A 13,864-nucleotide genomic window follows, 5' to 3' on the forward strand; every position below is an offset into this window, starting at 1 on the left:
GCTGGCCGTGGCCTGAGGCTGTGAGAGAAAAGGCCTGAGGCCATGGCTTCTGATTATAGGTCAGCCGGTTGCCGCTCCAAGCTCTTTCGGGACAGGAATAATCCGCATGCTCACCGCCTCTGGCAAATGGCCGCGAAGGCCCTATGCTTCTGCCCCATGTCCATTGCCGCATCCAGTATTCTGCATCTGACGCCGGAAGGGCTCTTCTGCCCTGAGGCGAACGCCCATGTCGATCCGGTGCGCCCGGTGGCGCGGGCCATCATCACCCATGCCCATGCGGACCATGCAAGGGCTGGGCACGGGGCAGTGCTGGCGACACAGGAAACGCTCGACATCATGGCCCTGCGTTATGGCGAGGGCTTCTGCGGTCAGCGTCAGATGCTTTCCTATGGACAGCGGTTGGACCTTGGCGGTGTAACGCTGATGCTCCGGCCCGCCGGGCACGTTCTTGGATCGGCGCAGGTGGTGCTGGAGGCGGGGGGAGCAAGGGCAGTCATATCCGGCGATTACAAGCGGCAGGCAGATCCCACATGTGCGCCTTTTGAGCTTGTCCCCTGTGATGTCTTCGTGACCGAGGCAACCTTCGGTCTGCCAGTCTTCCGCCATCCGGATGCGGGCGCGGAAATGGCCAAGCTGCTGGCTTCGCAGGCTTTGTTTCCTGAGCGGGCGCATCTCGTTGGAGCCTATGCACTGGGCAAGGCGCAGCGCGTCATCGCGGAACTGCGCCGCGCCGGATATGACCGGACCATCTACCTGCACGGTGCGCTGGAAAAGATCACGGCCTACTATCAAAGCCGGGGCATAGCGCTTGGGCTTGTCGAGCCGGTGGGCAGGCGCGGCAAGGAACTGGCCGGAGAGATTGTGCTGTGCCCGCCGGGAGAACTTGCCGGGCGCTGGGCGCGGCGCTTCGGCGATCCTGTGACGGCGGTTGCCTCCGGCTGGATGCGCGTGCGCGCCAGAGCCCGCCAGCGCGGGGCCGAACTGCCGCTGGTCATTTCCGACCACGTGGACTGGCCCGATCTCACCCGCACGGTGCTGGAAACCGGGGCCGCGGAAACCTGGGTCACGCATGGCGCCGAGGAGGCGCTGGTGCACTGGTGTGAAACCGTTGGACGCAAGGCCCGGCCTCTCCATATGATCGGCTACGGGGAAGATGAAACCGAAACCGATTCTGCCCCGGCTGACACTGACACTTAAGCTTGAGGCGCGCTGCAGACCTGCCGCGCCCTTCCAGGAAGACGGCCATGGCGGACAAGAACGAGATCGAAGACACCGCAGAACCTGCCGAGCAGGAACTGGAAGCAGCCATTGCGGAGCTTTTCGAGGATTATCTCGCGGGCTTCAACGATGCCGATGCAGAGGCGCTCATCGACTGCTTCTCTCTGCCCGCAACCATCTGGCAGATGGAAAAGGGCTATGTCTTTGACGACGAGGAAGAGCTTGCGGAGAACATCGACGCCCTGCTGGATGCGCTCGACAAGGAGAATATCTCCTATTCCGAGTTCGACGTGGTTTCTGCCCACATCTCTGGCCCAACGGCACTCGTGACCCTCGACTGGCGTCAGGAAAGCGCCGATGGCGAAAGTGTGTTCGAATTCACCTGCCACTATCACCTCGTCTCCGATGGCGAGGTCTGGCGCATTGCCATGATCGTCAACGAGCAGTAACCGGCAGCCGGTTTTTTACGCCTGGACCGGACACAAAAGGCCCGCATCCTGAACAGACGCGGGCCTTTTAGGTTCCGGAAGGCTGAATTCAGCCGTCGTGCTTCTTCGACTTCTTCTTCACGCCGTCGCCCTTGCGGTGGGCGGCCTTCTTCGGACCGCCGTCCTTGAAGGCCGGCTTGCCCTTGCGCGGGGCGAAGCCTTCGCCAGCCGGCGCGCCACCGAAACCGCCGCCGTCAGGGCCGCGCTTGCCGCGCTTCGGGCCACGGTCGAGCGGGGCTTCGTCCATCGGGGCAAAGGCCGGATGTGTCGGGCGCGGCTCGTCGTCCTCGAAACGCCTGCGGCGCGGAGCCGGGCCGCCACGGCCAGCGGGGGCACCGCCACCGAAGCCGCGGCCGGTGTTGCGCTCTCGGGCACGCTCATAACGGCTCGGGCCGTCCTCGTCATTGCCACGGAAGGACGGGGCAAAGCCGCCGCGCACGTCGGCAGGCTCGATCACCACACCGCGCTCGCCGGAGCCATCGCGGCGGATCACATCGGCATATTTCTCCGCATGGCCACCCATGATCTCGAAGAGGGTTTCGGTGTTGCCGATCTTGATGGCACCCACTTCCTTCTTCGTCACATGGCCGGCGCGGCAGATCATCGGCAGCAGCCAGCGCGGGTCGGCGCGGTGCTTGTGGCCGAGGGACAGGCGGAACCAGACGCCATCTTCAAACTTGTTGCGGACTTCGAAGCTCTTGCCGCCGCCGAAGTCATCACGCGGGCCACGGTCGCCCCTGTCTCCACGCTCACGCGGGCCGCGGGCTTCAAAGCTGTCTTCCGTCAGCTCTTCCGGGGGCGGCAGGCGCAGCTGGTACAGGCGCACGAAGGCCGCTGCGATGCGCTCGGCATCATGCACGGCCAGAAGCTCGCGGGCCGTCTCCAGATCTTCCTCTTCAGCCGGTTCGTTCAGAACCGGATCGGCAAGAAGACGGGCCTTGTCCTGGGCGCGGATGGCATTGGCGGAGGGCGCTTCACGCCATTCGGCCTTCACACCGGCCAGTTGCAGCAGGCGTTCTGCGGCACGGCGGCGCGGGAAGGGCACCACGAGCACGCTCGACCCCTTGCGGCCGGCGCGGCCGGTACGGCCAGAGCGGTGCAGAAGGGCGGCCTTGCCGGTCGGCAGGTCTGCGTGAATGACGAGATCAAGGTTCGGCAGGTCGATACCGCGTGCGGCCACATCCGTAGCCACGCAGACGCGGGCACGGCCATCGCGCATGGCCTGCAGCGCATGGCTGCGCTCGGCCTGACTCAGTTCGCCCGACAGGGCCACGACCGAGAAGCCCCGGTTGGCAAGGCGCGAGGTCAGACGGTTCACCGCCTCGCGGGTGGCGCAGAACACGATCGCCTTCTGGGCCTCATGGAAGCGCAGGATGTTGATGATGGCGTTCTCGCGCTCGTTCGGCACGACCGGCATGGCGATGTAGTCGATGTCGACATGCTGCTCGCGGCCACTGATCGTGGTCAGGCGCACGGCATTGCGCTGGAAGCGCTGGGCAAGATCGGCAATCGGTTTCGGCACGGTGGCCGAGAACATCAGCGTGCGGCGGTCTTCCGGCGCGGCGTCCAGAATGAACTCCAGATCCTCGCGGAAGCCGAGGTCGAGCATCTCGTCCGCTTCGTCGAGCACGACGGCACGGATGCCGGAAAGGTCGAGGGCGCCGCGCTCGATGTGGTCGCGCAGGCGGCCCGGCGTGCCGACGACGATATGGGCGCCGCGTTCGAGAGCCCGGCGCTCGGCGCGCGGGTCCATGCCGCCAACGCAGGACGCGGTCTGGGCGCCGGCCTGCTCATAAAGCCAGGTCAGCTCAGCCTTGACCTGCAGTGCCAGCTCGCGGGTCGGTGCGATGGCAAGCGCTACCGGCGCACCGGCTTGGCCGAGGTGTTCATCATCTCCAAGCAGCGTCGGAGCAAGGGCGAGGCCGAAGGCAACAGTCTTGCCGGAGCCGGTCTGGGCGGAAACCAGAAGGTCGGCGTCTGCGGGGGCGTCGGCCAGGATGGTTTCCTGAACCGGAGTAAGGCTGGAATAGCCCCGTTTTGCCAAAGCGGCGGCCAGCGCCGGTGCAACGGCGTGCGTCTCGATCATGTGTGTCTTTCGTGAAAAGGGGGCGGAGCAGCCTTCATATGTCCAGCATGCCCGTCATGTTGGAACCCCCTATACGGCAAAAGTGGCCTGCCGTCCACTGGCTGCGGCAAACCTCTGGCACAAGGGTTGTGCGGCTGGGTCTGCAGTCCTGCGTGTAAAATAAGCCCAAATACCTAGTTATTCCTAAAAGAACACCAAGAAGCATACGATTAGTAGCCCGTTAACTTGCACTGCCTACCCCTCTTTTTCATGTTTTCTGGTTCGAAATTATGGACGGGGAATTTCGATGCGAAATATACGCATGCAGATCGCCATGATGGCGGTCGTTCCGTTGCTGGCCGTTGTTCTCTATGCAGGGAACTATCTCTGGGGTGAATTTATTTATCTGCGAAAGATGCAGCAGATGAAGCCTCTCGTCGAGGTGTCCGGTCTCATCGAAGCCGTGGTGGACGAGCTGCAGAAGGAACGCGGGCAGACGGCGGTGCTGATCGCATCCGGTTATGACCAGGCAGCAGCGGCGGCTGTCGGCAAGCAGAGAAGCGCGACGGATGCGGATCTGCAGGCGCTGCAGGTCTTCCTGACGAACTTTGCCGGTTCGAGGGGGGATGCTTCTGCCGGGCTCGGCTCCTTGGCAGATCTGCCGCGCAGCGTTGCCAGCCACCGTTCCGCAGTCGATGCCCGCTCGGTCAATGGCGCGGACAATCTCAAGGCTTACACGGGGCTGATCTCCGGCCTGATGGGTACGGTCACCGCGATTGCCCTTGATACTGGCGAACCGCGTCTGGCGGCGGAACTGCTGCCGTTTACGTCACTTATTCAGGCCAAAGAGGCTGGCGGGCTTGAACGTGCCATCGGTGCGCGCCTGTTCGCGGCTGCCGGCAAGGGCGAGGTGACCGACTATGCGGTGTTCCTGTCCTTTGGGGACCGGCTTGCTGCAGGCGAAGCCTATCTGCAGAGCTTCCACATGCTGGCAACACCTGAGCAGGCTGCTGCATTTGACAGGATGATGGCCGGAAGTGCCATCCAGCAGGTCAAGGACTGGCGGAAGGTGCTTCTTACACTACCGCAGACAGACAATGGCCAGGGTGTGACGGGACAGCAGTGGTTTGATGCGGCGACGGCCCGGCTTGACATTATTCGTGCCAAGACGCTCGACCTGCTCCAGGCAGCCGGTGAAACCGTGGCTGCCATGGAAGGCGAAGCCTACTCCCGTGCATTGGTCGCCGGGCTCATGTCCGCTGCAGCCATTGCCGTAACGGTGATCATCAGCCTTCTCAATCTGCGTGTGATTGTCGCCAACCTGCGCCAGATCCGTGCAGCGCTTGGCCGGGTGGCCAAAGACGAGACGGATTTCGTCATGCCGCTGCTTGAGCGGGGCGACGAGATCGGAGATCTGGCCCGAGCTGGCACCGTGTTCCAGGACAATGCGCGCCGCCGTCAGGCGCTGGAAAAGGAAATGGAGCAGGAACGTTTGCTCGAAGGCGGACGCCAGTCGCAGGTCGAGGCCATCATCGACCGTTTCCGCAACATGATCGATGCCAGCATGCGGGCCGTTGCCGAGAAGACGGAAGCCATGGCTGGAAGCGCTCAGCGGGTGACTGAAGTGTCCGGTGAGGCCTTTGCTGCCGCCGATCAGGCAAGAACGGCCTCTGCCACGTCCTCGCGCAGCGTCCAGACGGTGGCCGCTGCCGCCGAAGAGCTGTCCAGCGCAATTGCCGAGATCCTCAACCAGTCCGACCGGTCCTCTGCTGCCATCACTGCCGCAACCGAAGTGGCGCACGAAACGGATGTACATGTGTCGAGCCTGGCTGAGGCGACGGACAAGATCGGCGTTGTTGTCGAAATGATCCGCGCCATCGCCGAGCAGACCAATCTTCTGGCCCTCAATGCCACCATTGAAGCAGCGCGCGCCGGAGAAGCTGGCAGGGGCTTTGCTGTTGTGGCCGCCGAGGTAAAGGAGCTGTCCAACCAGACGGCCCGGGCGACGGAGGAAATCGCCGCCCAGATCACCTCGGTTCAGGGCATGACCAGCAAGGCTGTGACCTCGATCCAGCGCATCACCGGCTCAATCGAATCCGTGATGGAAATGACGACAGCCATCAAGAATGCGGTCGGCGAACAGAGCGCGGCAACGCGGGAGATCACCCAGAGCATCACCATCGCTGCCGATGGCTCCGATCAGGTGGCGGCCAGCGTCGCCAACGTGACGCGGACCGCACAGGACACCCGCACCGAGGCGGAGATGGTCGATAGCTTGTCCCGCGACGTGAAGTCCGTCTCCCAGAACCTGTCCAAGGCGGTCGATGCCTTCCTTGCGGATATGGTTCAGGATGTGGAAGCCCGCCGTGCAGCCCTGCGCCGCCAGATGGCTAGCTGATACGTGCAGAACAGACATGCTGATGAAGGACGCCGGTGGCTGCCCCGCCGGCGTCTTTCCTTTATGTGCCTCAGGCTCTGGCGTTCCCGGCCAGGCTTGAAACAGAAGGCGCGGCATGATCATTGGCGGTGCTTCATGGAGCTGTTATTTATGACACGAGTTCCTTGAAGCGCGGGGGCTTGCAGAAGGCAAATATCGCAATTTTTCTCATGTTGTTTCATTTGGCTTATTTATTTTACCTGTATTTAACAATGGGAAGGATAGCAGGAGGAAAATTTGCATCGTTGAGGATTTCATGCTGAATCGCTTGAAAATTGGTCTGAAAATCTGGCTGCCTATTGGTTGTTTCGCTATCTTTGTTGTGTTCCTGGGTATCTACAACCAGATGAAGCTTGCAGATACGCTCGAGCGAGAGCGCATTGCGAAAGTGCGGGCATTGGTTGAGGTTGGCCGGTCTATCGCAGAGGAGAACCATGCCCGTGAAAAGGCTGGTGAGCTGACGAGGGACGAGGCACAGACATTGACGCGTGATGCGATCCGCTCGATGATCTTCGAAGGTGGCGCACGCGTCTTCGCGTTCGACAACACTGGCGTTCGTGTTGTGAGCAATTCGAAGGACAAGGAGGGCGGAGAGCCTTCGACCTCCGAGATTACCCGCACGTTTATTGCCAACGCGCAGAAAGGTGGCGGTGTCCAGTATTATTCCGGCGACCGCACATTGAACGGCGTCACCACGAAGTTCGTGCCGAAGGCCGGATGGTCTGAAGCCTTCGCGCCCTGGGGCTGGGTGATTGCGTCTGCTGTCTATCTGGATGACGTGCAGGCCGAGTTCTGGTCCAGCACGTTCGAGCTGATCGGCGTTCTGATTGCTGGCGGTCTGGCCGTGACAGGCATCGCCGTGATCTCCATCCGCAACGTCGTGCGGCCCTTGCGCGCTCTGACAGAGGGCATGAAGCAGCTTGCAGCGGGCAACACACAGGTGACCATCGAGGGCGCTGGCCGTGGAGACGAGCTGGGAGACATGGCGGCCGCCATGGAAACTTTCGTCCGCAACGAGCGTGAGCGCCGCGAACTTGAGCTTGATGTTGTGAGACGCCAGAAGCAGGATGCCGAGCGGGCGGGCAATATTCAGCAGCTGTGCAACGGCTTCAGCAGCAAGATCGGCGCTCTGCTTGACGTAATTGGCCGCTCCGTCGAAAGCCTGAAGCAGACATCTGGAGCACTCAGTGGCTCTGCGCTCAAGACCTCTGAACAAAGTGAAACCGTCGCTGTTGCCTCGCGTCAGGCATCGGCAAACACGGAGACTGTTGCTGCGGCTTCCGAGGAGCTGGCTGCCTCCGTTGCAGAAATTGCCCGTCAGGTGGCCTCTGCCAATGAGATTGCCGCGCATGCTGCCGATCAGGCGGAGCAGACCAATGAGCGCATTCAGGGCCTCTCTGCGGCAGCAGGCAAGATCGGCGAAGTGGTCTCGCTGATCCAGGCCATCGCCGAGCAGACAAACCTCCTGGCGCTCAATGCAACCATCGAGGCAGCCCGTGCCGGAGAGGCTGGCCGGGGCTTTGCCGTGGTTGCGGCGGAGGTCAAGGACCTTGCCACCCAGACCTCGCGCGCGACCGAGGAGATCTCGGCTCAGATCGCCAGCATCCAGGGCGAGACAACGCAGGCCGTTGGCGCCATTGCAGCCATTACCACCACTGTTGGCCGCATCAACGAGATCAGTTCGAGCATCGCCGCTTCGGTGGAGCAGCAGGGGGCGGCGACCAACGACATCGCCTCCAACATCCAGCAGGCTGCCAGCGGCACCCAGCAGGTTTCGTCGACCATCTCCGAGGTCTCTGTTGCTGCCACCCAGACCAGCCACATGGCCGGGTCGGTGAGTGATGCTGCCAGCCAGCTGGAACAGGAAGCGCAGAGCCTGCGTGATGAAGTCTCGGGCTTCCTCGCAGGGATCAACCGGAACTCTGCTGCCGCCTGAGCGTCAGCCGGCCGGGCTTGAAAACCTCAAGACCGTTCCCTCCCAGCCATTGGCCAGGGGAGGGGGCGGTTTTTGTGTTTTGACTGCCCATCCATGGACTTGGGGCCCTGGCGCGTTATCATCCCGGCATGCGCGCCTTTTCCCGCCTTCTGGACCGTCTTGCCTTTGAAAGCTCCCGCAATGCCAAGGAGGCGCTGCTGGTGGATTATTTCCGCCGCACGCCGGATCCCGATCGCGGCTATGCCCTAGCGGCGCTGACGGGGACGCTGGAGTTCCGCCATGCCAAGCCTGCGGTGCTGCGGGCGCTGGCGGGGGAGCGGACGGACCCGGTGCTTTTCGCGCTGTCCTATGATTTCGTCGGCGATCTATCCGAAGCGGTGGCGCTGATGTGGCCCGCTCCCGCCCAGGCCGGGGAGGCTGATGGTGACGGACCGGGACTTTCCGCCGTGGTGCAGCGGCTCTCGGGCGCTGGCCGAGGCGAGGTGCCGCAGCTGATTGCCGGATGGCTGGACCTTCTGGATGAAACGAGCCGCTGGGCGCTTTTGAAGCTTGTCACCGGCGGCTTGCGGGTGGGTGTGTCCGCCCGGCTCGCCAAGACTGCACTGGCGCGGCTTGGAACAGTCAGCGTGGACGAGATCGAGGAGGTCTGGAACGCGCAGAAGCCGCCTTATACGGCGCTGCTGGCCTGGGTGGAGGGGCAGGGCGGCAAGCCGGAAGCCTCGGACCCGGCACCTTTCCGGCCGCCAATGCTGGCACACCCGCTGGACGAGGCGCGGGACATGGAGGCGCTGGACCCGGCGGAGTTTCTGGCCGAATGGAAATGGGACGGCATCCGCGTTCAGGCCGCAGCCGGGCGCGATGCGGCGGGCAAGCATGTTGCACGGCTGTACTCCCGTTCGGGCGACGACATTTCCGCTGCCTTTCCCGATGTTCTGGAAAACCTGACCTTCGAGGGCTGTATCGATGGCGAATTGCTGATCCTGCGTGATGGCGCTGTGCAGCCCTTTTCCGAATTGCAGAAGCGGCTGAACCGCAAGACGGCGGCTCCAAAGCTGATGCAGCAGCTGCCCGCTGCCATAAGGGCCTATGATCTTCTGACGGAAAACGGTGAAGATCTGAGGACCTTGCCCTTCGCAGAGCGCCGTGCCCGGCTGGAGGCATTTCTCGCCCGGGAGGCACCGCCGCGCATTGACCTGTCGCCGCTGGTGCCCTTTGCGGGTTGGGAGGAGCTGGCCCGCTGGCGGGAAGAGCCTTCCGCGCATCTGCCGGAAGCGGAGGCTGGCGCCGTGGAAGGGCTGATGCTGAAGCGGCGGCAGTCACCCTATCTGGCTGGGCGCCCGCGCGGGGAATGGTTCAAGTGGAAACGCGATCCCTTCACGGTGGATGCGGTGCTGATGTATGCACAGCGCGGCCACGGCAAGCGCTCGTCCTACTACTCGGATTACACCTTCGGCGTCTGGCGGGGTGAGGAGCTTGTGCCGGTGGGCAAGGCCTATTCCGGCTTTACCGACGAGGAGCTGCTGGAAATCGACCGCTTCGTCCGCAACAACACGATGAACCGCTTCGGTCCGGTGCGCGAGGTGGCTCATACGCGGGACCTTGGGCTGGTGCTGGAAGTGGCGTTCGAGGGGCTGAACCGCTCCGGACGGCACAAATCCGGCCTTGCCATGCGCTTTCCCCGCATCGCCCGCCTGCGCTGGGACAAGCTGCCGCATGAGGCCGACCGGATCGAGACTCTGGAGGCCCTGTTGCCAGCGCCTGTCAGCGTGACTTGAGTCTCCGGCCCGAAACCGGCAAGGTTCGACCTGACCGGAAAAGCCGGTTCGACGGGAGACCTGCCAGTGATCGATTATTTTTACACCCACGTTTCGCCCTGGGCCTATCTCGGCCATCAGGCCTTTGTGGACCTTGCGGCTGCGCATGGGCAGGAGGTCAGGTTCCGGCCGGTCAATCTGGCAGGAGTGTTCGAAATGTCGGGCGGCCTGCCGCTGGCAAAGCGCCATCCTGTGCGCCAGGCTTACCGCTTCGTGGAGTTGCAGCGCTGGCGGGAAAAACGCGGCGTGCCGCTGACGCTGAAGCCAGCCTTCTTTCCCGCCAATCCCGTTCTGGCCGATTGCTGCGCCATAGCGGTTGCGGAAGCGGGCGGTCCGGCAGCCGCCTGTTCGGCGCGGTTCTTCCGGGCGATCTGGGTGGACGACCTGAACATTGCCGACGAGGCGGTTCTGGCCGGGCTGATGCGGGAAATGGACCTTGATGCGGATGCTGTGCTGGAGGCAGCAGGCAGCGCGGCCATTCAGGAAGCCTATCAGGAGAACCAGCGTCTTGCCATCGATCTGGGCGTCATCGGGTCGCCCTGCTACGTGCTGAAAGGTGAGCCGTTCTGGGGGCAGGACAGGCTGGAGCTTCTCGAAGATGCGCTTGCCAGCGGGCGTGAGGCCTTCCAGCCGGTTTGAGGCAGGACAAGCTTCCTGGGCAGAACTGTTGCTGCGGCGTGCTTTTGACACACTCGCCCGCTAACATGCAGTGATGTGGGCGAGTCCCTTGCGCGCAGCGAATGGAGGCATGAGCGATGGCTGATCGGGAACTGGCATCATCTGCAGGGCTGCGCGCAGTAACGCTTGCTGCGGGTCTCCTGGTCCTGTCTGGCTTCCTGCATGGGCAAGACGCCAGGGCAGAGATCAAAAGCGCAACCCCGCAGGGCAGCCTCGCAGCGGGGCAGGTGGCAGGTCAGGGGGCTCCGTCCAAAATTGCGCCATCGGGCAGACCTGCTGCGAAGGTGAAAGCCCAAGGCCAGTCTCAGAAGCAGGGCCAGCCCCGGTCCAAAGTCAAGACGCATGCCAGCACTGGCGCCGCTAGCAAAGGCACACCTGTTCCTGCGGGCAAGAAAGCGAACAAGGCCGCAGGCAGGTCCTATGCGGATTCACCTGCGAAAGTGCCGGTCAGCCGGCCCGCAACGACGCCTGTCCAGGTGGCGGATCAGCAGGCAAAACCGGTGCAGGATACCGCTCCCTCCGAGACTCCGGCCGCTGATCCGAAGCGTTATGCGCTCGTGAAGGTGGACGGCAGTTATCTGCGGCTGGACAGGGTGGCTGGTACGATCGCCTTCTGCAAACCGGCCAACGGGGTGTGGCGCTGCATGCCCTCTCCGGATGCGGAAGAGGCCTATCTGAATGAAATAGACCGGCTGCGGCAGGAAAATGCAGCTTTGCGGGAAGAGGTCTCGGCTCTCAGGGCCGGTGCAGACAACGGCGATTCAGACAGCGTTCGACCGGGCCACCCATCGGCAGAAGCCCCCCGCAGCAATACCCGCCCTGGACCGGAGCTGTCACAAAAGGACGAAGAGCAGCTCGACGAAATGCTCTCGTTTACCGAGCAGGCCATGCGCCGGTTCTTCGGTTTGATGCGGGATCTGCAAAGAGAAACCGGGCAGTAGGCGGCTTTTGATGTGCATGCCGCAGCGGCACAAACGGATCTGGCGGTGAAGATCCTCTCCGCTGGTCAGTCTGCCCGCAAGCGTGACAGGGCTTCCTGGGTTCCCGATGGCAGGCCAGCTGGCTGGCCGCTTTCCTGGCAAACGGGGCCAAAAGCGGTATCGGTGATGGCGCAAAGGCGGCTGGCGCGGCTTTCAAACACGAAAAAACGCGCGCCCAGCATGTTTGCCTGTGTGCCAGTCAGACTGACGGCGATCACAAAGCTTTCGCCGGCCTTGAGCGGGCTGATCCAGGTCAGCTTCATCTCAAAAAGCTGACGCCCGCGGCCTGTCTCCTGTTGCCAGTCGAGGTTCAGCGGAGTCTGTTGCCAGACATGAGGCAGCGCTTCCCCGATGCATTGCGCAATAAAGCCATCGTCCGCTTTGTTGTCTGCCCCAAGATGCCTTGGGAGCACGGTTCCCCGGTAAACCACCGATCCCGCACCTTCAACAATGCTTTCGAGCGTTGCCTTGTTGGCCAGAGGAGAGGCGGGCAAGGCGCGGGGCGCTGCCTCTTCCGGCATGGCCTGAACCACATCCTTGAATTTGCTGCGGAAAGTACGGGCGGTACCGGCTGGCGGGGTGTACCCGTCGATAGCCGTGGCCAGAACATCTCCTGTCACGGCGTTCTTCATCTGGTGGACAATGGTCAGAATATGCGGGCCGTCAAAACAGACGAGAGAAGACACCACAAGCAGAGTGCCGCAGGGGGCCGGCGCATGGAACCGGACATGCCGCACGCGGCGTGCGCCGACCAGAGATTCACTGAGCGCGCAGATGAGACGGAACTGCCTGTCCGCCTCATCAAGCCGCTGGACGCAACCATGTTCGCTCAAAACACCCCGTTCCGTGCAGTCGCTGTGATTCACATAGGAGAACAGGGTTTCTTTTGTCAGCATCGTTTGGTTGACCTGATGATCTCTGCCGCCGGGAAAATATGTAACTTACTTTCAGGTAATAGTAGATCTATTCATAATTACGCTAAGGAAATTATCAATAAGAGATTTGCTCTGGTCCGATATTTCGAGGGGAAAGCTCTGGAAAACATGGCATCCGCCGGGGAAGACGTCCAGCGTGGCGGAGTTCCCGGACGATATCCATCGGGTTGCCTGAAACAACGTATCATCCAGAAGTGGATCCCGCGTTCCGGCAACGAAATATGCAGGCGGCATGCCAGTCAGGTCCGCCGTGAGCGGTGAAATATCCGGGGACCGGGGGTCTTCTCCGTTTTGCAGATACATACGGACAAACATTTCGATATCGCGCGTGTTCAGAACCAGCTTTTCCGCGCCCCAGGACCTGGCGCTGGGCGTCAAGCTCAGATCGAAACAGCCGGCAATGAAGACGGCGGCGCTGAAGGGTGTCAGGCCGTGCCAGTCCCGCAAGCGCAGCAGGGTGACGGCAGCCAGATTGGCGCCTGCGCTGTCTCCGCCAATGGAGAACCGTCTCAGCCCGAATTCCTGCGCTGCCTGCCCGATGAGCCAGAGCGCTGCGGCTTCGCAGTCATCCGGCGCTGCAGGATAGGGGTGCTCGGGGGCGAGCCGGTAGTCAACTGAGGCAACCAGAAGGCCCGTCCGGTCCGCCATTTCGGCCAGACGCAGATCCTGCATGTCCGCGCCGCCGAACGTCCAGCCGCCACCATGAATATGCAGGAAGGCACCCTCTGGCTGGCCGGTCTGGGGCAGGAAAAGCCGGAGACGAAGGTTGCCCTCAGTCCCGCCGCGAGCTGCCCCTCCGATCCAGATATCGCGCGCGCGCTCGATGCGTACGGGCGCCGGAAAGGGGCCTATGCCTTGCTCCCGCCGCGCGCGGACCACATGCGGGGGGAAGCTCCACTGATCTGGTTCGGCTGCCAGCCGGTTGGCCAGATCCTCATTGAAGGCACGGGTTTCTTCGCTCACCGCTTCGGGCAAAAAAAGGGAATGGTGAAGGCTAAGCATAAAGGGCGCTCCGGTTCCTGTAACCGGAAGAAAGCTAAAGCGTCAGATCGTGCCTGCCAATCTGCTTCAGGCGGGGATTGCCCGGGAGAAGCTGCCCGCAGAAGCTGCTGCGCATTGCTGTCTCTCCCGCATTACTTGCAGGAGATTTCGGGCAAGGCTTGATCTGGTGCAAGGTGATGTGCACTGTGAAGGGGGAGGCTACCGGTCTGGAGCGTCATGCAGCTGCGGTCTGAGATGGTCTGGCTGACGCTTGAGCGTTTTGCGGACCACATGTGCAAGCACTGGAGCGCGCACGGCCGGTAACGAAACGT

10 protein-coding genes are annotated in these 13,864 nt (G+C 62.6%); 7 read left to right on the plus strand and 3 right to left on the minus strand.

What is annotated here, in order from left to right; genetic code table 11:
* The first annotated feature begins 156 nt into the window (after positions 1 to 156).
* Together V6L75_RS04360 and V6L75_RS04365 are read left to right on the plus strand one after the other, a co-directional pair.
* Positions 157 to 1,197, plus strand: coding sequence for a ligase-associated DNA damage response exonuclease (locus V6L75_RS04360; protein ID WP_334250287.1), 1,041 nt, complete (start codon positions 157 to 159; stop codon positions 1,195 to 1,197).
* A 47-nt stretch (positions 1,198 to 1,244) separates the two neighbouring features.
* The gene (locus V6L75_RS04365) at positions 1,245 to 1,667 is read left to right on the plus strand and encodes a DUF4440 domain-containing protein (protein ID WP_050470907.1); all 423 of its coding nucleotides are present in this window, start codon (positions 1,245 to 1,247) and stop codon (positions 1,665 to 1,667) included.
* Between the two features lie 88 nt (positions 1,668 to 1,755).
* Here the strand turns inward: V6L75_RS04365 and V6L75_RS04370 are convergent, their stop codons facing one another.
* Entirely contained in the window at positions 1,756 to 3,792 is a 2,037-nt protein-coding gene (locus V6L75_RS04370) for a DEAD/DEAH box helicase (protein ID WP_334250288.1), read from the minus strand.
* Between the two features lie 286 nt (positions 3,793 to 4,078).
* Between V6L75_RS04370 and V6L75_RS04375 the strand changes: the two genes are divergently transcribed.
* From V6L75_RS04375 to V6L75_RS04395, 5 genes are all read left to right on the plus strand, one after another.
* Complete coding sequence (locus V6L75_RS04375) at positions 4,079 to 6,169, plus strand: methyl-accepting chemotaxis protein (RefSeq protein WP_334250289.1); 2,091 nt, start codon at positions 4,079 to 4,081, stop codon at positions 6,167 to 6,169.
* 385 nt (positions 6,170 to 6,554) lie between these two features.
* Complete coding sequence (locus tag V6L75_RS04380) at positions 6,555 to 8,144, plus strand: methyl-accepting chemotaxis protein (protein ID WP_334250290.1); 1,590 nt, start codon at positions 6,555 to 6,557, stop codon at positions 8,142 to 8,144.
* A gap of 128 nt (positions 8,145 to 8,272) precedes the next feature.
* Positions 8,273 to 9,919: a cisplatin damage response ATP-dependent DNA ligase gene (locus V6L75_RS04385; RefSeq protein WP_334250291.1), complete on the plus strand. Its 1,647-nt coding sequence runs from the start codon at positions 8,273 to 8,275 to the stop codon at positions 9,917 to 9,919.
* A gap of 66 nt (positions 9,920 to 9,985) precedes the next feature.
* Complete coding sequence (locus tag V6L75_RS04390; RefSeq protein WP_334250292.1) at positions 9,986 to 10,597, plus strand: 2-hydroxychromene-2-carboxylate isomerase; 612 nt, start codon at positions 9,986 to 9,988, stop codon at positions 10,595 to 10,597.
* A gap of 539 nt (positions 10,598 to 11,136) precedes the next feature.
* A complete protein-coding gene (locus V6L75_RS04395) occupies positions 11,137 to 11,577 on the plus strand; it encodes a hypothetical protein (RefSeq protein WP_334250294.1) in 441 nt (146 codons plus the stop codon).
* 65 nt (positions 11,578 to 11,642) lie between these two features.
* On the opposite strand, the gene V6L75_RS04400 is transcribed toward V6L75_RS04395, so the two are convergent.
* Both V6L75_RS04400 and V6L75_RS04405 read right to left on the minus strand, forming a co-directional pair.
* Positions 11,643 to 12,512 (minus strand): thioesterase, encoded by an 870-nt coding sequence (locus V6L75_RS04400; protein WP_334250295.1) that lies wholly within the window; start codon positions 12,510 to 12,512, stop codon positions 11,643 to 11,645.
* A 51-nt stretch (positions 12,513 to 12,563) separates the two neighbouring features.
* Positions 12,564 to 13,553, minus strand: coding sequence for an alpha/beta hydrolase (locus V6L75_RS04405; protein ID WP_334250296.1), 990 nt, complete (start codon positions 13,551 to 13,553; stop codon positions 12,564 to 12,566).
* Between the last annotated feature and the right edge of the window lie 311 nt (positions 13,554 to 13,864).

Source organism: Pannonibacter anstelovis (assembly GCF_036881715.1).
Classification (GTDB): Bacteria; Pseudomonadota; Alphaproteobacteria; order Rhizobiales; family Stappiaceae; genus Pannonibacter; species Pannonibacter anstelovis.

Excerpts from the sequence above, each read along its gene's own strand:
- V6L75_RS04400 (WP_334250295.1), bottom strand. The coding sequence starts at position 12,512 with ATGCTGACAAAAGAAACCCTGTTCTCCTATGTGAATCACAGCGACTGC.
- V6L75_RS04365 (WP_050470907.1), top strand. The coding sequence starts at position 1,245 with ATGGCGGACAAGAACGAGATCGAAGACACCGCAGAACCTGCCGAGCAG.
- V6L75_RS04375 (WP_334250289.1), top strand. The coding sequence starts at position 4,079 with ATGCGAAATATACGCATGCAGATCGCCATGATGGCGGTCGTTCCGTTG.
- V6L75_RS04385 (WP_334250291.1), top strand. The coding sequence starts at position 8,273 with ATGCGCGCCTTTTCCCGCCTTCTGGACCGTCTTGCCTTTGAAAGCTCC.
- V6L75_RS04370 (WP_334250288.1), bottom strand. The coding sequence starts at position 3,792 with ATGATCGAGACGCACGCCGTTGCACCGGCGCTGGCCGCCGCTTTGGCA.
- V6L75_RS04360 (WP_334250287.1), top strand. The coding sequence starts at position 157 with ATGTCCATTGCCGCATCCAGTATTCTGCATCTGACGCCGGAAGGGCTC.
- V6L75_RS04380 (WP_334250290.1), top strand. The coding sequence starts at position 6,555 with ATGAAGCTTGCAGATACGCTCGAGCGAGAGCGCATTGCGAAAGTGCGG.
- V6L75_RS04405 (WP_334250296.1), bottom strand. The coding sequence starts at position 13,553 with ATGCTTAGCCTTCACCATTCCCTTTTTTTGCCCGAAGCGGTGAGCGAA.